We start from the raw sequence: 22,000 nt of genomic DNA on the forward strand, positions 1-22,000 counted from the left end.
ACGGTCGGCCGGGGGCGAGCCGGGCGCGCGGAAGCGCCGCTCAGGGCGTGCCCGGCGTGCCGGTGCACACGCGGTCGGGATGGTCGGTGCGCAACAGGATCGCGTCGTTCGCGCCGCGGGTCCACAGCACGTTGCCCTGGTCGTCGGCGTAGCGCGCGCCCTGCATCGCCGGATCGCTCTCGGTCCGCAGCACGACGTTGGCCCCATCGATCGCCACACTGGCCTGGCCGCGACCGTCGAACGTCGCATCGACCGGCGTGCCCTCGCAGTCGTAGTGCACCACGCGCGCGATCGGCGCGGCATCGGGCGTGGGCGTCTCCGGATCGGGCGGCATCGTCGCGCCTGCCGGCGCATCGGCCGCGGGCGGCGGAACGGTCTCGTCGGCCGGTGCCTGGGCCGGCGAACAGGCGGCGAGGGCGAGGCCCAGGGCGGCGATGAGCAGGGGTGGAGCGTGGCGCATGATCGTCTCCTTGCGTGTGGACACCTGGGACGGACATGGGGGGAGGCGCACAGCGGAGGCTACCTGCACCCCGGGCGATCGGTGTGAAGGCCGCGTACGGGCGCGGCCGTCAGCTGTCGGTCTCCACGGACGTGCGGCAGACCTGCGCCGGTGCGCCGCGCACGGTGATGTCGGCCTCGTCCGAGCCCTTGGTCCACAGCACGTTGCCGTCGTCGTCCGCATAGCGGGCGCCGCTCGCGGCAGGCGTCGTGCGCAGCGTCAGGGTCCGGCCGTCGACCTGCATCAGCGCGGTTGCGCCGTCGTCCTCGTAGGCGACGGTGTAGGTGCGGTCGCCACAGTGGTAGCTGACCGTCGAGGGCTGCTCGCCCTCGGCCTCGCGCGCGGCCAGCGAGCCGGTCGGCGGCGGCGCTTCCATCGCTGCGGGCGTGGGCGGCGGCGACGCCGGATTGGGGTGGGCATCGGCGGCGCGTTCGTTCGAACAGGCGACGAGGGCGAGGGCGATCAGGGCGGCGGACAACGGAGCTTGGCGCATGGCGGTTCCTGGTGCGTGGGGCGGAGACGCCGGGCCTTCCGGCGTGGCATGGCGCCATCGTGGCCCTGCGGCCGTCAACGCGAAGTGGCGCCCGCGGACCGTGCACGGCGTCGTGACCGGATGCGAACGCGGCGGCCGGCACGATGCGCCTCCTTTCAGACGAGGCCCGCCATGCGATTCCATCGAACGATCCCGCTGTGCGTCGCGCTGTGCGCGTCGCTCGCCGCCTGCCAGCCGGCCGCCGATGCGCCTGCCGGCCGCCCCGACGCGTCCGCGGCCATCGGCGATGGCGCGGGTGACGTGCGTGGCGAGGACGACGTGGTGGTGTCGACCAACGAGCCGTTCTGGCAGGCGCGCGTGGATGGCGACACCGTGGTGGTGACCGGCGTCGATGCGCCGGAGCGGCGGTTTGCGGACGTGTCGTCGTCGATGACGGCCGACGGCCGGCGCATCGAGGCCCGCGACGCCGACGGCGGCATCGTGCTCATCGTGCGTCGCATGCGCTGCGAGGACGACATGTCGGGCGCGCGGTTTCCGATGACCGGGCTGCTGACGATCGACGGCAAGGGCCCGTACCGCGGCTGCGCGCGGCCGGCGTCGATGCCGGTGCCGCATCCCGACGACGCGGCCGCGCAGAGGTCGCCCGGGCACGGGGCGCTGCGCGACGGACGTGCCGGCGATCCGGCAGGTTCATCCAGGGGCTGATCGCCGACGGCGCAGTGGCGCATGGCGCGGTGCGGCCACGCCGCACCGCATGGGAGAATGCCGCGCCGTACCGTGCAGGTCCGCCACGATGCCATCGCAGACGCCGCAGTCCGACCTCTTCGCCGCGCCGTCGCCGGTGCGCAGCCTGTTCTTCGCGCTGCTGCCCGATGCGGACACGCGCGCGCGGATCGAGGCGGCGGCGCGGGCGACGGTGGCGTCGGCCCGCATGACCGCCCCGCATCGCCTGCACGTCACGCTGCTCTACCTGGGCGAGAGCGCGGGCGCGAACCCGCGCTGGATCGCAGCGGCCCGGCGCGCCGCCGATGCGGTGGCGGTGTCCGCTTTCGAGGCGACGTTCGATCGCGTCGCAAGCTTCCGCGGCGCACCGCCGCCCTGCGTGCTGCTGGGCGACGACGCATCCAATGCGCCGCTGCACGCCTTCCGCGCAGCGCTGCATGCCGCAGCGCTCGCGCAGGGATTGCGGGAGGCGGGACGGACCGCGTTCGTGCCGCACGTCACGCTGGCGCGGCCGCAGCAGGCGCTGCCCGAGGCCGTCGCGGTCCAGCCGATCCACTGGCCCGTGCGCGCGTTCTCGCTGCTGCACAGCGTCCGCGGCCAGTCCGACTACGAACGCCTGGGGACGTGGCCGCTGGGTTGAGCGCGGGCCGCGACCGGTGTCGCGGCTGCGGCTTCAGGCGCTGCCGATCCGGTCGATCGCCGTGATCTCGCCGACCCAGACGTAGTGCGGCACCGCCGGATCCTCGAGATCGTCGAGTCGCAGCAGCGCATTGTGGCCCTCGGCCCCGTCGGCCGTGCGGAACACCTCGAGCGCGGGGCGCGCGGAGACCACGCCTTCGACCTGGGTGCCGTCGGCGATCGTCACCTGCACGATCGCCTCGTCGTCGAGCAGGCGGATGCTGCGTTCGAGTGCGTCGAGCTCGGCACGCTCGACGTGGATGCGGGGTGGCGTCTGGCTCATCGGACGGCTCCTGGGAGAGGGCCGTCCATGATGCCGCGGCCCGGGGCCAAGACCCGGTGAGGGTCGCGCGGCTCAGCGCTCGGGATCGAGCGGCTCGCGCAGCAGGCGGTCGTACTCGCTGCGAATGACCTCGTAGCACTCGCAGGCGCGATCGAGCAGATGCGCCGGCTCCACGACCTGGATCAGGCCGCGGCTGTAACGGATGCAGCCTTCCTCCTGCAGCCGCCGCGCGGCCTCGGTCACGCCTTCTCGGCGCACGCCGAGCAGGTGCGCGATCTGTTCCTGCGTCATCTTGATCTCGGTCGTGCCGATCCGGTCGTTGACCAGCAGCAGCCAGCGCGAAAGCTGGCGGTCCACTGTGTGGTGCCGGTTGCACACGCCGGTCATCGCCGTCTGCGTGAGCAGCGCCTGCATGTAGCGCAGGATGATGGTCTGGAACGGGCTGCCGAGCTGGAACTCGCGCAGCGCGACGTCGGCACGCAGCGCCAGCGCCTCGCCGCCCACCTGCACGACCGCGCGCAACGGAATGCTGCGCGCGCCCGCGAGCAGGCCTACGCCGACAACGCCCTCGTTGCCGATCATCGCCACTTCGCTGGTGTCGCCGTTCTCCAGGGCATACATCATCGAGACGATGCCTTCGCGCGGGAAATACAGCGTGGAGCGGCCGGCGCCGGCTTCGTGCAGCACCTTGCCGACCGGCAGTTCCACGAGTTGCAGGTCCTTGCCCAGGCGGTCGCAGACCTCCGCGGGCAGATCCTGAAGCAATCCATTGAGAGGCGCCCAGGGCGCGTTGCTGTTCATGCGGGGCGGTGCATCCGTTTCGGTCGTTACACCGTGGATTCTCGTTGCTGAATGGGGCGTCGTATGTGCGGCACCGCGCATACGCCAGGCTGAATGGGTGCGTTACCGCACAGACCGGTTCATGTTGGGCCCGCATCCTGCCGTCGCGCCACTGCGATGGGGACGGCCGAGGATGGCCGGGAGCGTCAGATGAAGACCGACGATGTCGAGTTGTGCCGGATCTACGGACAGATGGCCCGTGAGTACCTGGGCGCGGTGCCGTGGGAGGACTGCGCCTCGCGGCTGGAGGCGGGATGGCTTCGCCTGCGGCGCAACGAGGCGCTCGAATGGGAGGATGCCGAACCGTTGATTCGCGCGTTCTGGGAGCTGGCAGACTGAGCGCTGTCTCGACGCGTCGCGACCACGTCCGTTTCACGTTCGCATCAGCGCCTGCGCGCTAGCGTCGGGGGCCGCTCGCTCGAAGGACGAACGATGGCACAGACCCGCATTCGCCGGTACGACAGCCCCGCAGGCGGCTGGGGCTCGGTGCGTTCGCTGCTCCGACACGGCGTCGGGCCGGACGTGCCCACGGTTGAGGGCGCGCGGCAGCTGGCCCGCCAGAACAAGGTCGACGGCTTTGCCTGCGTCAGCTGCTCCTGGGCCAAGCCCGCCGAGCCGCATGCGTTCGAGTTCTGCGAGAACGGCGCGAAGGCGACCATGTGGGAGCTCGACGAGGAACGCGCCGACGCCGCTTTTTTCGAGCGCCACACGCTGAGCGAATTGCGGCAGTGGGCCGATTGCGATCTCGAATCCCAGGGCCGGCTGGTCGAACCGATGCGCTACGACGCGGAGCGCGACCGCTACGTCCCGGTGTCGTGGGAGGAGGCCTTCGCGACGATCGGGCGCGAGCTCCGCGCGCTGGAGCGCGAGAGCGTGGTGTTCTACGCATCGGGGCGCGCCTCGCTCGAGACCTCGTACATGTACGGCCTGCTGGCGCGGGTCTACGGCAACAACAACCTGCCCGACAGTTCCAACATGTGCCACGAGAGCACGTCGGTCGGCCTGCCGCGCAGCATCGGCGTGCCGGTGGGCACGGTGCTGCTGGAGGACTTCGCGCAGTGCGACTGCATCCTGTCGTTCGGCCAGAACGTCGGCGTCAACAGCCCGCGCATGCTGCACCCCCTGCAGGATGCGAGCCGCCGCGGCGCGCAGATCATCACGTTCAACCCGCTCTACGAGCGCGGATGGGAACGGTTCACCAATCCGCAGGAGCCGGTCGCGATGGCGACCGGGCAGTCGACGCGGATCAGCAACGCCTATTTCCAGGTGCGCGCGGGCAGCGACCTGTCGGTGCTGCAGGGCATCGCCAAGGCGGTGCTCGCGCTCGACGACGCCGCACTCGCGCAGGGCCGCGAGCGCGTGCTGGACGTGGACTTCATCGCGCAGCACACGCAGGGCTTCGAGGCCTTCGCCGACTCGCTGCGGGCGAGCGCATGGGCGGACCTGGAACGCGAGTCCGGGCTGGCGCGCGCCGACATGGAGGCGGCCGCAGGCGTCTATGCGCGGGCCAAGGCCGCGATCCTGGTCTACGGCATGGGCCTGACCCAGCACCGGCACGGCGTCGACAACGTCCGCATGCTGTGCAACCTGGCGCTGATGCGCGGCAACATCGGCCGGCCCGGCGCCGGCATCTGCCCGGTCCGCGGGCACTCGAACGTGCAGGGCCAGCGGACCGTCGGCATCTCGGAGAAGCCCGAGCTGGTACCGCTGGACCGGCTGGAGGCGCAGTACGACTTCGTCGCGCCGAGGGCGAAGGGGCGCGACACGGTGTCGACCGTCGAGGGCATCCTCGACGGTTCGGTGCGCGCGTTCATCGGCCTCGGCGGCAATTTCGCGCGCGCCGCGCCCGAGACCGGGCCGCTGGAGGCGCGTTGGGGTGACATGGCGCTCACGGTGCAGGTCGCGACCAAGCTCAACCGCAGCCACCTGCTGTGCGGCCGCACGGCGCTGCTGTTGCCGTGCCTGGGGCGTTTGGAGGAGGACGTCCAGGCGACCGGCTCGCAGCGCGTGACGATCGAGGACAGCACGACATGCATCCATGCTTCGCACGGCACCAGCCGTCCGGCCAGTCCACAGCTGCGCTCGGAACCGGCGATCGTCGCGGGCATCGCGCTGGCGACGGTCCCCGGCGACGCGGACGTGCCGTGGCAGGCCTGGGTGGACGACTACGCGAGGGTCCGCGACGCGATCGAGGCGACGTACCCCGAGCAGTTCCGCGACTTCAACGCCCGGCTGCACACGCCGGGCGGGTTCCCGCGTCCGGTCGCGGCGCGCGAGCGGCGCTGGGAGACCGAGAGCGGCAAGGCCGAGTTCCACGTGCCCGACGTGCTGTCGGCGACCGGCTTCGAGGACCGCCCGGGACGCTATCGGCTGCTGACGATCCGCAGCAACGACCAGTTCAACACCACCGTCTACGGCTACCGCGACCGTTTCCGCGGTATCGAGGGCACGCGCCGCGTCGTGCTGATGAACGCCGACGACATCCAGGCGCTCGGCATCGCGGCGGGCGAGGAGATCGCGCTGGCCACCGACGTCGACGACGGCGTGCGGCGCGAGGTGGGCGGGCTGCGCGTGGTGCCGTACCTGATCCCGGCCGGTTGCATCGCCGCCTACTATCCCGAGTGCAATCCGCTGATTCCCGTCGCTCACCACGCGATCGACAGTCATGTTCCGGCTGCGAAGTCCGTGCCGGTGCGCATCGTGCGCGGCGCCACCGACGCGCCGGTGCCCGCGGGCCCGGCGCCGGAGTGATCGCGCTGCCGGTGCCGTACGGCCGCGGAGGCCGTGCGGCACCGGGCAGGGGTCAGAGCATCGCAAGCTCGGCGTTGCCGAGCGTGCGGCCGTAGTGTCGTCGCAGGCGCAGCTTGCGCTCCAGGTCGTCGAGAATCGCCCCGCTGAAGTCCAGCCCGGTCAGTTCCTCGACCATGTTGATGCCGCCGGGCGTGTCGACGTTCACCTCCATCAACTTGTCGCCGACGATGTCCAGACCGACGAAGTACATGCCGTCGCGGATCAGCTTGGGCGCGACAAGTTCGGCCAGCCGCAGCGCATCGGCATCGGGTACCGCCATCTCGTATTTGCCGCCCGCGCTGATGTTGCTGCGCGCGTCACCGCTGTCGTTGTACCGGCGGATGCAGGCGTAGGTCCCGTCGACCTCCAGCGGCCGGCCGTTGAGCATCAGCAGCCGCAGGTCGCCGTTCTTCGCGCCGGGCAGGTATTCCTGCGCGATTGCGTAGCCGTCGCGGGTGACCGCATCGATCATCTGGTTGAGGTTGCCGCCGCTGTCCTCGTCGACGACGAACACGCCCTGGCCGCCCGAGCCCTGCAGCGGCTTGATGACGCCGCGGCCGTCGTGGGCGGCGATGAAGGCCTTGATCTCGTCGGCGTCGCGGCTGATGCAGGTCACCGGGCGCACGTCCTCGGGGAAATGCTGGAAGTAGGTCTTGTTCGAGGCATCGGTCAGGTGCGTGGGGTCGTTGACGACGAGCACGTCGTGCAGCGCCACCAGCTGCGCGAACAGCAGCGCGCTGCCCGGCGCCCACGGCCGCTCGACCAGTTCCTCGGCCGGGTCACTGCGCAGCATCAGCACGTCCAGGTCCTGCACCGAGATCCGCTCGGTCTGACGTTCGGGCCCCTGGATGTCGTCCAGAAGCGCGCGATCGTCCTCGTAGCGTTCCAGGCGCGGGATGCGCGCGCAGGCGCGGATCGTGCCGCCGGCGTCGTAGGTGAAGTCCCCCAGGCCGATCAGCGCGACGCGGTGGCCGCGGTGAACCGCCTGCCGGGCGAGGCGGATGGTCGTGTAGTTGTCCTGTTCGGTGGCGACGTCGTTGACGACGAAGCCCAGGCGCATCGGGGAGTGGTCGGTCGTGCTCATGCGGTGGCTTCCGGCGGGCGGTGGATCTGGTGGAGGTGTTCGACGGGCGTGCGTCGGCACGCGTCGAGGCGGGCGGGGAAGTCGTCCCCGGCGGTGTAGCGGGGCAGCAGTGCCGGCGGCACGACCCAGCCGTCGTCGACAAGCGACTCGAGCAGGTCGAGCTGCGACAGCGCGAACTTGCCCAGGAACAGCGCATCGAATTCGCCGCCGGCGGCGAGGTAGGCCAGCAGGTCGCGGACGCCGCGCAGATACACCGCGTCTTTGGTCAGGCCGCCGCCGCGGCGGGCGCGCAGCGCGACGTCGAACGCATCGTCGGTCGGCAGGCCGTGTCCGGCGTGCAGGCGCTCGAAGATCGCCGGCAGGCCCGCGCCGTCGGCGGCCATCGCCGCCGCCACGACGCGGGCCGCGAGCACGCGCAGGCGCTCGCCGGGCAGGAAGCCGGCCAGGTATTCGGCCAGCACGCCCAGGCCCTCCTGGGTGGGGTCGTACTGCGCCAGGCCGACCTGCAGCTGGCGCAGCGCCTGCTGCTGGCCGTTGTGGCGCGTGACCACGTGCGTGCCGATCTCGTGCTGGATCAGCGGGTCCACGCGCGCGCGCGGCAGCCGGATGTTGCCGTCGATGTAGAAGGTGCCGTGGGAGACCATCAGCATCGAACTGATGTCGGTGTCGACGACGACGTCGATGTGGAAGCCCGGCGCCTGCGCGCGGTACCAGTCGATCTCGGCCTCGACCGCGGCGCGGACCTCGTCGATGCCCGCGTCGGCCGCCAGCGGTTCGCTGACCGGCACGTCATCGAGGATGCGGCCGGCGACGTCGAGCAACTCGGGTTCGACGCCGCCGAACAGCGCGATGCTGGCGTCCACGAAGCCCGGCCGGTCGCGTTCGCGGACCAGATCGATCATCCGGCGCAGCTCGAGCTGCTTCTCGGCCAGCAGCGCCTGCAGCGCCGGCGGCTCGACCTGCGTCAGCGGAAGCGCGTCGAGCGTGCGGCGGGCCGCGTCGAGGTCGGTGTCCAGGTCGATGTAGCGTAGCTGTGGTTCTGACTTACGGCCCGCGGCGTCGAATTCGCTCCACAACGCCTCGCCGTCGAGCGGCGAGAGGGCGAGCAGCCAGTCGAGCTGCGCGTCCAGGCGCGCCAGCGTCTCGTCGATGTGCGCCGCGACCGGGGGCAGGCTGCGCGCCTGCGGGCGCACGGGCGCCGAAGCGTCCGCACTCACGCCAGGAACTCCGGCCGGACCGCCTCCACCGCGTGCTGCAGGCCGTCGCGCAGCGCATAGAGCGCCGGGATGTCGACCTGCCCGCTCCATTCGTCCATGAAGATCTTCTTGTACTCGGGCGAGATCGTGCACACGCGATCGCCCCAGTGCGCGTAGACCCATTCGGGGAAATGCCCGCCGGTCGGGAAGCGGACGTTGCAGCGCACATCGGGCAGCACGCCGCGGACGGGATGCCGGCGCAGCACGTTGGCAAAGCGCTTCGCGGTTCCGCCCCAGCGCGCGGCGTCGAGCGTGGTCACGCCGAGCTCGATGTCGGGATTGTCGTCCTGCCCGGCAGGCGCCGCCTCGGCACCGTCGCGACGATGGTTGTAGCTGTGGATGTCGATCAGCAGCGCGCAGCCCCAGCGCGCGACGGTGCGGTCGATCAGTTCGCCGATCATCGCGTAGAAGCGGTCGTACATCGCCAGCGACGCGTCGCGCTCGGCCTCGGTCAGCGGCGACGCCCAGACCTGCAGGCCCCAGGCGGCCTCGGGCGTGGCATAGATCGCCTGGTCGCGCGGCCGGTTGAGGTCGACCTCGAACCGCGAGGTCCGTACGCGCAGGCGGACGTCGCCGACCTGGCCGAGCAGACTGGTGAGCGGGTCCTCCTCGCGCCAGCGCGTGTCTTCGTCGAGTGCCACGCGGTCGCGCAGCGACGACCGCAGCAGGTGGCCGTCGTGGATCGCAGTGGCGATCACCGGGCCGTCGGCGGCCACGAGGTCCCACGCATCCTCGCGCAGGCGCAGGGCAGGCGGGGTGGCGGGGGTGAGAAAGGTTTCGGGGTGGGGGCGGCGTGGATCGGGGTTGACTGGCATGTTGGCCATGCTCGCAACGCCCCTATGATGCGGACGTGACCATGGCGGCCGCCGCGCTTGACGGTGCGTTAACCGGGCGCCATGACCGATGGGCGTTGTCGTGGCCCGTCCGGCTGGATAAGGTCGCCAGCCGTCCCGCCGTCTTCTCCCGGATGCCCGCCATGCCGTTCCATCGCACCCTCGCCGTCGCCCTCGCGGCCGGCCTGTCGCTGTCCGCCGCCGCCCATGCCGACGAGGGCATGTGGATGCCCGGCCAGCTGCCCGAGATCGCCGCACAGATGCGCGAGGCCGGCTTCCGCGGCGACGCACGGGTGCTGGCCGATGTGACGCGCCCGCCGCTCAGCGCGGTGGTGCGCGTCGGCGGCGGCACCGGCGCGTTCGTCTCCGGCGACGGCCTGCTGCTGACCAACCACCACGTCGCCTACGGCGTGATCCAGTACAACAGCAGTCCCGAGCGCGACATCATCGACGCCGGCTTCATCGCCGACGGCCGCGCCGACGAACGCCCGTCGAACCCGGACTTCCGCGTGCTGGTGACCGTCGGCTTCGACCGGGTGACCGACACGGTGCTGGCCGATGCCCGCGGCCGCAGCGGGCGCGCCTACCACGACACGGTCGACGCGGCCGGCAAGCGCCTCGTGGCCGAGTGCGAGCAGGGCGGCGAGGTCCGCTGCAGCATCGCCGACATCTATTACGGCACCGACTTCTACCTGATCCGGCAGTTGGAGCTGCGCGACGTGCGCCTGGTCTACGCGCCGCCGCGCGCGATCGGCAACTACGGCGACGAGATCGACAACTTCATGTGGCCCCGCCACAGTGGCGACTTCACCCTGCTGCGCGCCTACGTCGGGCGCGACGGGCGGCCGGCCGACTACAGCCCCAACAACGTGCCCTACGCGCCGCCGGCGCACCTGCAGGTCGCGCGCGATGGCGTGCACGCCGGCGACTACGCGATGCTCGCCGGCTACCCAGGCACGACCTTCCGCCATCGCACCGCCGCCGAGTTCGAAGCCCAGGTCGCGCGGACGCTGCCGCAGCGCGTCGCGGTGTTTGATGCGCTGATCGCGGCTGTCGAGGCCGTCGGCCGCGACGACCCGCAGGTCCGCACGCGCTACGCCGCGCAGCTGCAGACGCTCAAGAACCGTCGCAAGCGCGCGGCCGGCGAGCTCGAGGGGCTGCTGCGCAGCGACGCGGTGAGCCAACGCCAGGCCGATGAGACCGCGATGCTCGCCGCGACCGATGGCGAGGACGCGCGCGACATCGCCGCCCTGCAGGCCGTGCTCGCGCAGGGCAGCGCGGCCGGGGAGGGCGAGCAGTTGCTCGAGCTGATCGCCAGCCAGACCCAGCTGCTGCGCAGCGCGCTGCTGCTCGAGCGGTTGCGCATCGAATCCGCGAGGCCCGACGCGATGCGCGAACGCGGCTACCAGCAGCGCGACCACGCGCTGATCGAGGGCGTGCTGCGTCAGGCCCAGCGACGTTATTCGCCCGAGGGCGAGAAGGCGCTGCTGACCGTATTGCTCGGCCGCTACCAGCAGCTGCCCGACGGCCAGCGCTTGCCGGCGTTCGACACCGCGTTCGGTCGCACGCCCGCGTCGTTGGCCGCCGCGCTCGACGCCCTCTATGCGCGGACCACGCTGGGCGACGAGGCGCAGCGGTTATCGCGGTTCGAGGCCGCGCGCGAGGGCCGGGCGCTCGCCGACGACCCGCTGGTCGCGCTGGCCGGCCCGCTGGTCGCCGCGCAGCTGCAGGCCGAGGACGCCCGCAAGACGCGCGAAGGCGAGCAGCTGCGCCTGCGCCCGGCGTACATGCGTGCGCTGTTCGCGTGGCGGGCATCGCAGGGGCGGGCGGTGTACCCCGACGCCAACGGCACGCTGCGCGTGAGCTACGGACGCGTCGAGCCGCTGTCGCCGCGCGATGCGGTCGCCTACGCGCCGGTCACCACGGTCGCGGGCATCGTCGAGAAGCACACCGGCCGGGCACCGTTCGATGCGCCCACGCCGCTGCTCGACGCGATCGCGCGCGCCGACTTCGCCGGCACCGCCGAGCCCAGCCTCGACAGCCAGCCGGTCAACTTCCTGACCAACCTCGACACCACCGGCGGCAACTCCGGCTCGCCGGTGCTCGATGCCCGCGGCGAACTGGTCGGCCTGAACTTCGACAGCAATTGGGAGTCGGTCAGCGCCAGTTGGTGGTTCGATCCCCGCACCAAGCGCGCGATCCACGTCGACATGCGCTACATGCGCTGGCTGATGGCGAAGGTCTATCCGGCGCCCGCACTGCTGGAGGAAATGGGGCTGCCGACGCGATGATCCGGGCGCGTGCCCCCCGATGACGCGTCGGCCGCTGCCGCCGCGCGACGGCGTGCCGGCCAGCCGGCTGCAGTTGCCGCCCGGGCCGTGGGCCACGGTGCTGGACGCGTTGTGCGCGCGGTTTCCGCAGATTCCGCGCCAGACCTGGGAGGCGCGCTTCGCGCGCGGGCGCGTGCTGGCGGCCGACGATGCGGCGCCGCTGGCCGCCGAGGCGGCGTATCGCGTCGGCCTGGAGATCGCCTACTACCGCGAGGTCGAGGAGGAACCGCTCGCCACGGCCGGCGAACGGATCCTGCATGTCGACGCGCACCTGGTGGTCGCCGACAAGCCGCACGGACTGCCGGTCGTCCCGGCGGGCGGCTTCGTCCGGCAGACCCTGCTGACCCGGTTGATCGAGCGCCTCGACAATCCGCACCTCGTGCCGTTGCACCGCATCGACCGCGGCACCGCCGGGCTGGTGCTGTTCTCCGCGCAGCCCGCGACGCGTGCGGCCTACCAGGCCCTGTTCCGCGAGGGCCGCATCGCCAAGCGCTACGAGGCGCTCGCGCCGCCGCTGCCCGACCTTGCGTTTCCGCATGTCCGCCGCAGCCGGATCGAACGCGGCGAGCCGTTCTTCCGCATGCGCGAACGCGACGGGACGCCCAACAGCGAGACCCGGATCGATGTGCTCGAGCGCGGACCGGCCTGCTGGCGCTACGTGCTCGAGCCCGTGACTGGCCGGAAGCACCAACTGCGCGTGCATCTGGCCGCGCTCGGCGCCCCGATCCTGCACGATCCCTGGTATCCGGGCCTGCGCGACGTCGCGGACGACACCCCTGCGCTGCAATTGCTGGCCGCGTCACTGGCCTTCGACGATCCGCTCGACGGGCGGCCGCGCCGCTTCGAGTCGCAGTGGCGGCTGGCGCGGTAATGCACGTGCGGTCATCGGCCGCAGCGCTTCAGGCACGCGCCGGATCACTCCGCTGTCGCTCGATCGACGATGGCCCGGACCGTGTCGGCGATACCGGCCGGCGTTTCCAGGAACACCTCATCGTCTTGGTCGTCGACCCGGCGTCCGTCGTCCTCGATCACGAGATCGCCGCGCGACGTGCTCAAGGTCCTGACCGAAAAGCAGTATGGCGCGTCGTCCCTGCCGGTCGGGTACTTGATCAGGCTGACGAATTCCGCCACACGCAACGGGCGTCGATCCAACGTCTCGCAGAAAGGATGGGACGCCATGATGTCCTCGACGACGACGGCATCGGCCAGTTCGGCCCCGATGGCGGATTTGCCGAGTGCGACCGCCTGCACCTGCCTGTCAGGCCCGTGCACCAGCCAACCGGTATTGTCGTGCGAGGTGCACACGCATTCGCAGGCCAGGAGACGGCTGTCCTCGCCCTGGTTCCAGTACAACGTGGGCGTGGCGCCCTCGCAGATGGTCCGGGCATCCTCGCCCTCGAGCGCCGCCTGGCAATGGCCGCCGGCATCACAGGCGCGTGCCGCCGTAGGGGGAGGGCCTTCAGACAGCGCTGCCGCTGCTGTCCCTGCGACGTCAGGCGTTGCTGCGCCAACACGCTCGCTGCCCGAGCAGCCCAGCAGACACAGCGCCATGATCAAAAAGGCGCTCCTAGAGCTGGCAGATCGGCTGGTCATGGATGCCCTCCAGCAGTTGGAAGTTGACATTGGATCGGTTCGCGCTGTGCCCGCTCTCGGACGCCGCATACGCACTACGTTGAATGATTCCCATGCGGCGGCTCATCGCGTCGGCCCGCCAGCGACTGTTGGCTGTGCGGGCACGCTCCTGTACGACGATCTTGAGAAAATCGGTCTGTGTGGCAGGGCGCTCAGTGGCGTAGCGTTGCCTGATGCTGGCGAGAGACCCGCCCTTGTCGATCGTGCCTTGCTGTACGCATAGATCATACAGCGCGGCATAGGTCCCGACATGGATCTCCTGCATCAGATCCGGCGCGATTCCCCGCATCATTCCGATCGCAGTCACGACATTCTCGTGATAGTCCAGGACAGCGTTCAGTTGGATCTCCTGGAATGCGGGCACATCGCCGATGTTGTGGAAGGCCTGCGACCAGGCAGCCCGATTCGTCCGCAGTACGCTGCGAGCCCAATCCAACTGCGCTTGCTGGCTCTGGTTGCGGATCGCGGTTTCCAGGGGCCTGTAATCCGCTGCGGCTGGGAAGGCGCCAGCGAATGCGCCGGGGTCGCGGTTGTACATCTGCAGCAACAGGGGGCCGAGCGTGTTCTGACCGAAGTTCCACTGGATCAACCCGAACGAGGTGCCCTGTCCGTCGAAGTCGTCCGCGAGTGCGTGATAGTCGAGATTGGCCCGGCCCTCATAGCCGCCGCTGACGCGCAGCGCGATCTCCTGCGCCGCCTTCAACGGGAAACAGGTGTTGGAGATTGTCTCGTAGAAGTTGTCGACCAGCGCGATCGGATGGATGCAATAGATGCGCGTCGACGATGGAAATCCCTCGAGGCTCGACGCGTCGTCCCACCACATGAGTTGCCCGATGCGGTTTTTCTCGGCGATCCAGTCATTCGCGTACTCGCCCGCCATCAGCGTGTCGAGCGCGTCCCACTTCGTCATGTCGCCGCCCCATTCGGTCTCGTAGTTCGCGATCAGGCGTGAGAGGGCCTGCGCCAGCCAAGGGCGACGCAGTGCGCTCCGCATCTCATCGCGTGTCACGCCATCGCGCTGGTCGGCGTCCATAACCTGGCGCAAGCTTCGGAACAGCTCGCTCTGCTCCACGGTACTCGCAGTCTCCTGGAAGTGCTCCGCGGGTGTCGTCTCCCCGTTGACCTGAAGACTGTGTCGGAGGATGTCTCCATTGCTGCTTCGCTCCTGGACGATCTCGAAGCCGGGCCACGCCCAGCACGAGCAGAGCTCCACATTGACGAGGCCCGTCTCCCGAACCCAGCCGGTCGCCGATTGTCCCCCTTCGAGGCCGACCTCGATTTCCCACCAGCGCTTGTCCGCCTCGTCGAAAAGCGGCTCGGGCAGGCTCGAGATTCGCATGATGCGAGGAAAGCCAGCGGTCGGACCATTGGCAGCGGACGGATCCAGCGGAAATGTCGACCATGCGTCCAGGGTCCGCCCCTGGAGCACGCGCGTTCCACCGGCATCTGACCGTCTAACCCAGAGGCGGGTTGTGGTAGGCGTCGCCACCTCGCGATCCGGGTAGAGACGGCGTCGTGCGTCGTCGAGCGCGTTGAAATCTTCCAGCGATATCGTTCCCCCCTGCCGGTCAAGAATGCGAATCAGGTGCTGGTTGCCACCATAGGTTCGCGTCAGGTCCCCGCTGTAGACGCCGAGGGTAGTCCGTGATGCAGTGTGCACTGTGGCGATCGCAGCCCCCACCCAGTCGCCGTCCTGTCTATCATCATCGAGTATCAACGCGTCCGACGCTGAGATTTGACGATCCGGCTGGGTCGGCAAAACGAGTTGTGCGCCACGTTTGACGTACAGTAACGTCTTCGCTGTGTCGGAAAGCTCGAGATCGCGCCGACGGCTCAACTCGATGAAGGCTTTGAGTTCCGACCCGGCGAACACCTCCAGATGCAGCAAAGGGCGTGGCGCACAGAACGGTCCGGCATCCCTGCGCCGCCGATATTGACCCAGTCGGCCCAGAATCTCGCCCGATGCAACGGGGACAGGTTCCGGAAGAATGTGAACGGTGTCGGTTGCCGCCGGCTCACTGACGCCAGATTTGTCCAGTTCCGGCGTGTAAATCCAGCCCAGCGGTGCATCCTGCGCGGCCGCATTCGCGGGATCCAGGGCAGGGCCGCCCTCCTCGTACGCATCGATCTTGCGCCACGCCGCGCTGCCTGCTTGGACGCGTAGTTTGACCCCGGGCGGAAGCCAGCCGGTGACAGGGGTCTTGCTGCTTCCGCCGCGACGGATCCTGATGCCCTTGCGTGCGTCCTGCGGATCGTAAGGATTACGATCCACCGCCTTTGTGCCTACGGAGAACCGGTCCTCGGGCGTCGTCCAATAGGGCGGGCGCGGTCCGTTCTTCGGATACTCGTCGACGCCCGCAAGATGCATGTAAAGGCTGAAAAAGGTGAGGCTCTCATCCTCGTCGGTGCCTATGGCAGGTCTGGAATCTTCCGGCTCGGGATGTGCGGTCGACGTGTCTGTTGCCGCGGGCGCCGGGGGCAGTTTGAGCCGATGGCGGACCAGCGCGAACCCGCAAGAATACTCCGCCTCGCCGGTCGAGTACCTCGTCACGGGGTACGTCGAGTCCACCCGATAGGCCACGACCTCGCCAGCCATCAGGCTGCAGACGCCCGACTCCTGATCCAGCGTCGCGCCTGTGCTCCGGTCGAAGTGGACACCACCATGCCAGATTCCGTTCAAGCCAATCGGGAAGAAGCCGCTTTCCGATTCGGACAGCGCCCGCTGGTACAGCCCAGAGAGATCGTCCCCTTGTTCTGAGTCCTTCGCTGGAAACGGATACGACCAATCGCTTGGCGCCGTGCTGGGCGCATCTTCGGCCGGAAAGTCGAAAGTCGCCGGATCAACGTGCGTTCCATCGACAATCACTTCAAAGTGCAGGTGAGGACCGGTGCTTCCACCTGTGCTGCCGACCTCGCCGATCGTTTGTCCTTGTAATACCGGTTGATCCACCGCGATCGGCGATTGGACGCGCATGTGCGCATAGCGCGTGCGAACGGTCTGCCCGTTGATCTCGTGCTCGAGCAGCAGGAACCAGCCCCAGCCGGTTTTGCTGGCTGCGTTGTACTGGTACCGGTTCTCGAGTACTCGACCGCCGGCTGCCGCCGGGATCGGGGTCCCGCTCGGCGCCGGCCAGTCGTCTCCCGCATGTCCCGTCACTACACCGGTAATCGGGTGGCGTTGCCGTCCAAATCTGCGATTGCCACGCCGAAACAGCGGGCCGGGATTGTAGGCAGGCATCCTTGCCTCCTTTTCAGTCGGGTTTCGTGCAGATCAGAATCGAGGCCGATGCGTCGTCGGGGTCCTGGACGAGTTCCGGTGCTGCGCCGGCGCGCGACCGCGGCGACGCTCGGAAATCCGTTCCAAGTCTCGCCAGCAGCGTCGATCGCGAGTGCTCGAGATCATCGGAAAAATAAAGGGCGAAGACAGGAAATGTCGTACGAGGCACCGCCAACCGACGAACAGCGAGTCCGTGGAACCGTTCGTCGATGCAATACGTGACCAGCGTGTCCGATGTTTCGCAACGATGCGCCTCGATCGTCCGAAGATATGGGCTGGTTGTCGTCTGCGAATGCTCGTCAATGAAAAGGTCAGCCAACGCGCAGGTCGGAAAGCCGCGGGTGGCTTTTTCGAACTGCGGGGAGGGATCGTGCGCATCGGCTGCACTGCTCAGCGCCTCATCGGCGAGGCTGGCGCTGCAGCCAAAAAGGGCTGTCGATAGAACCATCGTCGTCGTTCCGATGGCGCGCAAGGCTGAGAACGTCCGCATGCTGTGGGCCTAGTCGGAGAAGCTGAGAAAGCGACGCGGCTCGATGTTGACGAGCCCGTCGGGCAGCGATAGATCCAGGTTACCCGACGAACCCGCTTTGAACGGATGCTGGCTCGCCTTGACCGTGAATGTTCCGGAGCATCGGAAAGTGACGTTTCCGCCTTCCAGGACCACCTGGGACTGACCGGCCTGCAACACGATCTTCTGTTGCGCGAGAACATCGATCCGGGCATCGGTCGCGGTGACGGTCACGTGCTGGTCGGCCAGCAGTTCCAGCTCTCCTGTATGCGCCTGCAGGCTGGCCGGTCCGTTGGCGGCGACGACGCGCAGCGGGCCGCCGTGCGCGTAGAGCGCGGCGTGCTGGCCGGCGACGCCCGCGATCGTCTGGCCGGCCACGAGATGGACGTCGTCCTGGGCGGTGACGTGCAGCGCGCCACCTGCCTGGGCCAGCGCGCTCTTGGGCGTGGACAATGCGACTCCCTCGGGAGATTCGGCAATCAGTCTTGCGTCGGCGAAGCGCTCGACCGGCACCGAGCCCGGATCGCGAGCGCCGGCCGCGGGTTTTGTTGCCGGCTGGCCCGCAACGTTGCCAGCGTAGGCGCCACCGGCCTCCGGATCCACGGCCTCGCGCAAGGCATCCAGGGTCGCGTTGGATGCGAAACCCGGCACCTGCTGTTGAACCAGGACGTCGTGCAGCCCGCCGGCGGTGCGCAGTGCGCCCTTGAGCTGGGCGACGGCCTCGGCCATGTCCAATTGGGTCGAGACCGCGTCGGGGCGCGCGGTGCTCGACAACAACAGCCCCTGCGCGGCGTGCACGCCGACCCAGCCTGCCGTCGCCAGTTCCAGCCCCTGGCCCCGCGCCGGTCCGCGCTGCCGGTCGTCGTGCTGGATCAGGTAGCCCAGCTCCAGACGGCTGTCCGACAGGGACGTGTGCAGGCGCGTGCGCAACTGGCCGGGCGCGTCGTCGACCAGCCATTGCTGCGTCCCGTCTCCGTCGTGGGCGCGGGTGTGCAGGCCGCTGACCGTGCCCGGATGGTTCGATGCACCGTCGATTCCACCCGCAAAAGGGGGAGACACCTCGCCGTTGTAGAGCTGGCCGGTGATGCGCGGCTGGTCGATGTCGCCGTGGACGAACTCGACGAGGACCTCGCTGCCGATGCGCGGCAGAAAATGACTGCCCCAGTTGGGGCCGGCCAGCCATTCGGCGACAGGCACCCACGCGCCGCTGGTGTGGTCGCCGGGGGCATGCCCTGCAGCATCCTCCAGTCCGCCAGGATTGGGCTGCGTGCCACGCTGCCACGCGAACTGGATGCGGACTTCATGATCGCGCGTTGAGGTGACCGCCGCGTCGGGAAGGCCGACCACGCGTGCGGTCATCGGTCCCGCCAGAGTCGGGCGGGCAGGCGGGAGGGGAACGATGGGAGCGTCGGCCGGGACGCAGACGAACCGATTGCGGTAACTGCCGCGTTCGAGGCGCGGATCGTCCAGCAGTTCGACGATGTCGGCTCCCAGATTGTTGGTCGCCGCGTGTTCCACGTTCAGGGGCACGAAGGCGTGCCCGCCGTGGCGGTCGTGCTGTTCGAGAGTGAATGCGGCGCCGATTCGCAGGCCGCGCGCGCTGCCGGCACCGCGATGCAGCACGCCGGGCAGCCGCAGTGCATCGAGCAGGTGCTGCGCGGCCAGGTCGGCGTCGTCCTGGGTCGGAAACCGCCCTGCGCGGGGATGGGCGTGGCACTCCAGCGGGGGCAGTCCGCCGGCGCCCGCGTCGCGTTGTCCTGCGACCGTCTGCAGTCGCTCGCCATGCCAGCTCTCGACCTGGACCCGGTTCGGAACGAGGGCGTGGCGCTCGCCGAAATTGTCGATGGCGTCGTCGCGCTCGGCCGCGTCGACCCGATGGAAGCGGATCGCCGTGTCGACGGGCGTCTCGGCCTTGCCGTCGCGAATCACCAGGGTGAGCCCGGCGGCGGCCTCCCCCGATGGCGTGTGCTCGAAATGCCAATGCAGCCCGGCTTCGGCCAGGATACGGGTCAGGAACTCCCAGTCGGTCTCGCGGTACTGGGTGACGACCGGACGGACCGGCAGGGACTCGGTGACCTCGAAGCGCCAGTCGGCACCGGGATAGCGTCCGAGCAGACGCTCCGCGATGCCGCGTACGTCCAGGTCCTGGAAGATCGCGGCGTCGCGGCGGTAGGCGAGCGCCGTGGTCCAGGGGGACATCACCAGCCGGTAGCGGGCCAGGCCGCCATCGGCGCCCAGCGGCATCGCCTCGCTGCACAGTCCGCGCCAGCTGCGCAGGCGGCCGTCGGCCTGACGCAGCCGCAGCCGTAACGGCCGACCGAGAAACGCGCCCGGTGACAGCAGTGCCGAGGTCGACAGTACGTCGATGTCGAAGCGGAATGGCGCGCAGACCGCTTCGCGGCCTTCGAACCGTTCGACCACCAGCCCCGCGACGGGGGCGTCGAGCTGGATCAGTCGTGCGTGCTGAGACGGTGCCGCCAGGGCGGCGAGCGCCTCGCGGGCCTGAGACGGCATGTCCATAGCGTGCTCATGGCAAGGTGATGGTGATATGTGCAGTGCGCTCGGGCATCTGCACGACGTCGGCGTAGGCGGCCAGCTCGCGCTCGGTCTGGCGATCCAGCCAGGCGTTGAGCCCCAGCCAGCCGAGCATCCCGAACGCGGCGACGATCGCCGCCGGCAGCCACAGCGGCGCGACGCGGCGCAACGCGTGGCGCACGCTGTCGGGCGGGGGCCAGTGCGGCGCGAAGCCGGTGCGGCGCCCCTTGAGGTAGATGATCTCGTCGCCGAGCCGGGCGGTCAGATACCCCAGCTTTTCCGGCCCCTCGAGCCGGTACCTGCCCTCGAAGCCCAGCAGCAGGCAGTAGTGGTAGACCTCGAGCGACTGCAGCCGCTGCGCGCCCTGGGCCCGCAGTGACTCGAGACGCTCGAAGAAATGCTCGCCTGCCAGGTGGTCGCCGAACAGGCGCAACTGCAGCGGCTGGAGTTCCCACTGGTCCCGAAGCGTCGAAGGCTGCGACAGGATCGCCTCGTCGACCGCGGCGCAGAACGCGTACTTCGCGGCGTAGATGTCCTCCGCCGCGATGCCCATCTTGACCGCGCTGCGCTCGATGCCGTCGAGCAGCCGCTGGACCGACTGCACGAAGGTCTCGGCGTCCTGCGGCAGCCGGCCGCGCTTGAGCATCAGCAGCAGGTAGAAGCCGTCGGCGAACAGGTCGAGCAGCGTGCGGGGGGCGGCGACCGCGCCGCCCTGCGGCGACGCCTGCTGCGGCGTCAGCGACGGCATCGGCGCGGGAACGGGAGGCAGGCCCCGATTCATGACGCCACCGCGATCAGTTCGAGCTTGAGGTCGGCCAGCCCGGCGGGCGTGTAGATCATCAGCGACTGCGCCTTGAGCATCCGTTCGAAGAGGGGGCCGCGTGGTTCCACGGCGAAGTAGTGGCTGCCCGGCCGCACCGGGATCGCGGCCGGGACCTGCGCCGCATGCGTGAGCTTGACGCCCGGCAGCGCGGACAACACGCATTTCTCGACGTCGTCGGGCGCACCGACCTTGAAGCGCACCGGCACGCTCTGGATGAGCTCCTGCGCGGGCATGTCGGCCGCCACGGCGATGTAGAACGCCGAATCGTCGTCGATGCGCTGCGAGTCGATCCGTCCCAGGTGGAAGGATGGCTTGATCTCCGACAGCGCGATCTGGAAGTAGCGCGCCGAGATCACGGTATCGAGCAGTTCGCGGACCATCGAGAACAGCTGCTCGAACCCGGCCTCGGGCTGTGCGTGGTCGTAGTGCGGGAGGTCGTCGAGCGCGTACTTGCGCGAGAACGTGAGCAGGCCGCCCGCGAGCCGCAGCAGTTCCTGGTGCAGGCGCTCGGGGTGCAGGCCGGGGTGCTGGAAGAGATGGGAGAGCGTGGCGAAGGCCGAACTTGCGGTGTGCAGCAGCCAGAACGAGGCGATGTCCCCCGAACGGAACTCGATGATGTGCTGCGAGGGCTGCCGGTGCAGCCCGTACAGCGCGTCGACCTTCGCATGCAGCGAATCGAGCAGCGCGCGCAGCTGCATGTGCACGCCCGGTGACGCGGCGATCTGCAGCGACGGCGGCACGAAGGTCTCGTCCACCTCGAAGGCGCCGGTCGACGTGCGCCGGATGCGGGCGACCGGCAGCGACACGTAGGCATCGCGCGGCGCGTCGTCGGTCAGCAGCCGCACGGACTTGCGCAGGTAGGCCAGATCCGCCTCGGCGGCGTCCGTGAACAGATCCGGCGTGGCGAGATTCTGCTGCACGAACCGGGTCGCAGCCTGCGTGTCGCCGGCGTGGCTGTTGCCGCCGTGTTCGCGCAGCAACGGCAGCGCCAGATGGACGGTCGTGGCGGCGACGCCGTCCGGCAGGTCCGCCAGCGACAGCGACTCGGGCAGCGTGTCGTGCGCGGGCGCGTCGAGGCCCTCGCCATCGGGGAACACCGCCGAAACCTCCAGCATCCGCAACGTCCCGTGGGCCAGGCCCTGGCGATCGATGCGTACGCGCCGCAGGCCCCAGGCGTGCGGATGCAGGCTCTGGGCGAGTTCGTGGAGACGGGCCTCGTGGTAGGCGTCCTGGCGCTGGAAGTGCTGCGGGCGCAGGAAGAGTCCCTCACCCCAGAAGACCTTCGACATCGGGCTTACATGCGACACGCCATCTTCCTTGTCAGTGTTGCGCGCGTCGCTCGACCACAGGACGCTTCCGTGTTTCCGATCGGCCCATCCTCGCCGCTCGCGCCGGCCGGATCAAGCGCCAGGCGGC

The 22,000-nt window shown here is 69.6% G+C and carries 19 protein-coding genes; 6 read left to right on the top strand and 13 right to left on the bottom strand.

The features are described from left to right. Positions 1–40: 40 nt before the first annotated feature. Together WQ56_RS03735 and WQ56_RS19010 are read right to left on the bottom strand one after the other, a co-directional pair. Entirely contained in the window at positions 41–460 is a 420-nt protein-coding gene (locus WQ56_RS03735; RefSeq protein WP_052772823.1) for an MliC family protein, read from the bottom strand. A gap of 109 nt (positions 461–569) precedes the next feature. Further along, complete coding sequence (locus tag WQ56_RS19010; RefSeq protein WP_197076428.1) at positions 570–992, bottom strand: MliC family protein; 423 nt, start codon at positions 990–992, stop codon at positions 570–572. A gap of 171 nt (positions 993–1,163) precedes the next feature. Between WQ56_RS19010 and WQ56_RS19015 the strand changes: the two genes are divergently transcribed. After that, positions 1,164–1,697: a hypothetical protein gene (locus tag WQ56_RS19015; protein WP_052772824.1), complete on the top strand. Its 534-nt coding sequence runs from the start codon at positions 1,164–1,166 to the stop codon at positions 1,695–1,697. Positions 1,698–1,785: 88 nt separating this feature from the next. Beyond that, positions 1,786–2,355 carry a 2'-5' RNA ligase family protein gene (locus WQ56_RS03750; protein ID WP_047135738.1) on the top strand — a complete coding sequence of 190 codons (570 nt, stop codon included), beginning with the start codon at positions 1,786–1,788 and terminating at the stop codon, positions 2,353–2,355. A 33-nt stretch (positions 2,356–2,388) separates the two neighbouring features. Here the strand turns inward: WQ56_RS03750 and WQ56_RS03755 are convergent, their stop codons facing one another. Together WQ56_RS03755 and WQ56_RS03760 are read right to left on the bottom strand one after the other, a co-directional pair. Further along, positions 2,389–2,676 (bottom strand): DUF3247 family protein, encoded by a 288-nt coding sequence (locus WQ56_RS03755; protein ID WP_047135739.1) that lies wholly within the window; start codon positions 2,674–2,676, stop codon positions 2,389–2,391. 72 nt (positions 2,677–2,748) lie between these two features. Beyond that, entirely contained in the window at positions 2,749–3,477 is a 729-nt protein-coding gene (locus WQ56_RS03760) for a Crp/Fnr family transcriptional regulator (protein ID WP_052772825.1), read from the bottom strand. Between the two features lie 189 nt (positions 3,478–3,666). Here WQ56_RS03760 and WQ56_RS03765 point away from each other — a divergent pair, with 189 nt between their 5' ends. Together WQ56_RS03765 and WQ56_RS03770 are read left to right on the top strand one after the other, a co-directional pair. Then, on the top strand, positions 3,667–3,855 hold the full coding sequence (locus WQ56_RS03765; protein WP_156170300.1) for a hypothetical protein: 189 nt from the start codon (positions 3,667–3,669) through the stop codon (positions 3,853–3,855). Positions 3,856–3,948: 93 nt separating this feature from the next. Next, entirely contained in the window at positions 3,949–6,267 is a 2,319-nt protein-coding gene (locus tag WQ56_RS03770) for an FdhF/YdeP family oxidoreductase (RefSeq protein WP_047135741.1), read from the top strand. A gap of 52 nt (positions 6,268–6,319) precedes the next feature. Here the strand turns inward: WQ56_RS03770 and WQ56_RS03775 are convergent, their stop codons facing one another. The 3 genes from WQ56_RS03775 to WQ56_RS03785 are packed head-to-tail and all read right to left on the bottom strand — an operon-like array spanning position 6,320 to position 9,470. Then, positions 6,320–7,390, bottom strand: coding sequence for a glutathione synthetase (locus WQ56_RS03775; RefSeq protein WP_197076429.1), 1,071 nt, complete (start codon positions 7,388–7,390; stop codon positions 6,320–6,322). After that, positions 7,387–8,607 carry a tyrosine/phenylalanine carboxypeptidase domain-containing protein gene (locus tag WQ56_RS03780; RefSeq protein ID WP_197076430.1) on the bottom strand — a complete coding sequence of 407 codons (1,221 nt, stop codon included), beginning with the start codon at positions 8,605–8,607 and terminating at the stop codon, positions 7,387–7,389. Before WQ56_RS03780 ends, WQ56_RS03775 begins: the two co-directional genes overlap by 4 nt. Beyond that, positions 8,604–9,470 (bottom strand): N-formylglutamate amidohydrolase, encoded by an 867-nt coding sequence (locus WQ56_RS03785; RefSeq protein WP_082132180.1) that lies wholly within the window; start codon positions 9,468–9,470, stop codon positions 8,604–8,606. Before WQ56_RS03785 ends, WQ56_RS03780 begins: the two co-directional genes overlap by 4 nt. A gap of 152 nt (positions 9,471–9,622) precedes the next feature. Between WQ56_RS03785 and WQ56_RS03790 the strand changes: the two genes are divergently transcribed. Next, the gene (locus tag WQ56_RS03790; protein WP_047135742.1) at positions 9,623–11,770 is read left to right on the top strand and encodes a S46 family peptidase; all 2,148 of its coding nucleotides are present in this window, start codon (positions 9,623–9,625) and stop codon (positions 11,768–11,770) included. 19 nt (positions 11,771–11,789) lie between these two features. Next, positions 11,790–12,680, top strand: a complete 891-nt coding sequence (locus tag WQ56_RS03795; protein ID WP_047135743.1) for a pseudouridine synthase — start codon at positions 11,790–11,792, stop codon at positions 12,678–12,680. A gap of 44 nt (positions 12,681–12,724) precedes the next feature. Here the strand turns inward: WQ56_RS03795 and WQ56_RS18490 are convergent, their stop codons facing one another. Genes WQ56_RS18490 through tssK form a run of 6 tightly spaced genes read right to left on the bottom strand, consistent with a single transcriptional unit; the run spans position 12,725 to position 21,873 of the window. Beyond that, a complete protein-coding gene (locus tag WQ56_RS18490; RefSeq protein ID WP_156170302.1) occupies positions 12,725–13,402 on the bottom strand; it encodes a hypothetical protein in 678 nt (225 codons plus the stop codon). Beyond that, the gene (locus tag WQ56_RS17935) at positions 13,377–16,679 is read right to left on the bottom strand and encodes a M23 family metallopeptidase (RefSeq protein ID WP_082132181.1); all 3,303 of its coding nucleotides are present in this window, start codon (positions 16,677–16,679) and stop codon (positions 13,377–13,379) included. Before WQ56_RS17935 ends, WQ56_RS18490 begins: the two co-directional genes overlap by 26 nt. A 13-nt stretch (positions 16,680–16,692) precedes the next feature. After that, positions 16,693–17,208: a hypothetical protein gene (locus tag WQ56_RS18495; RefSeq protein ID WP_156170304.1), complete on the bottom strand. Its 516-nt coding sequence runs from the start codon at positions 17,206–17,208 to the stop codon at positions 16,693–16,695. 9 nt (positions 17,209–17,217) lie between these two features. Beyond that, positions 17,218–19,746: a type VI secretion system Vgr family protein gene (locus WQ56_RS03810; protein WP_047135746.1), complete on the bottom strand. Its 2,529-nt coding sequence runs from the start codon at positions 19,744–19,746 to the stop codon at positions 17,218–17,220. Positions 19,747–19,753: 7 nt separating this feature from the next. Further along, positions 19,754–20,542 carry a type IVB secretion system protein IcmH/DotU gene (icmH, locus tag WQ56_RS03815; RefSeq protein ID WP_047135747.1) on the bottom strand — a complete coding sequence of 263 codons (789 nt, stop codon included), beginning with the start codon at positions 20,540–20,542 and terminating at the stop codon, positions 19,754–19,756. After that, on the bottom strand, positions 20,539–21,873 hold the full coding sequence (gene tssK, locus WQ56_RS03820) for a type VI secretion system baseplate subunit TssK (protein ID WP_047135748.1): 1,335 nt from the start codon (positions 21,871–21,873) through the stop codon (positions 20,539–20,541). The genes icmH and tssK overlap by 4 nt, the downstream gene beginning before the upstream one ends. Positions 21,874–22,000: the final 127 nt, after the last annotated feature.

Source organism: Luteimonas sp. FCS-9 (assembly GCF_001014645.1).
Lineage (GTDB): Bacteria > Pseudomonadota > Gammaproteobacteria > Xanthomonadales > Xanthomonadaceae > Luteimonas.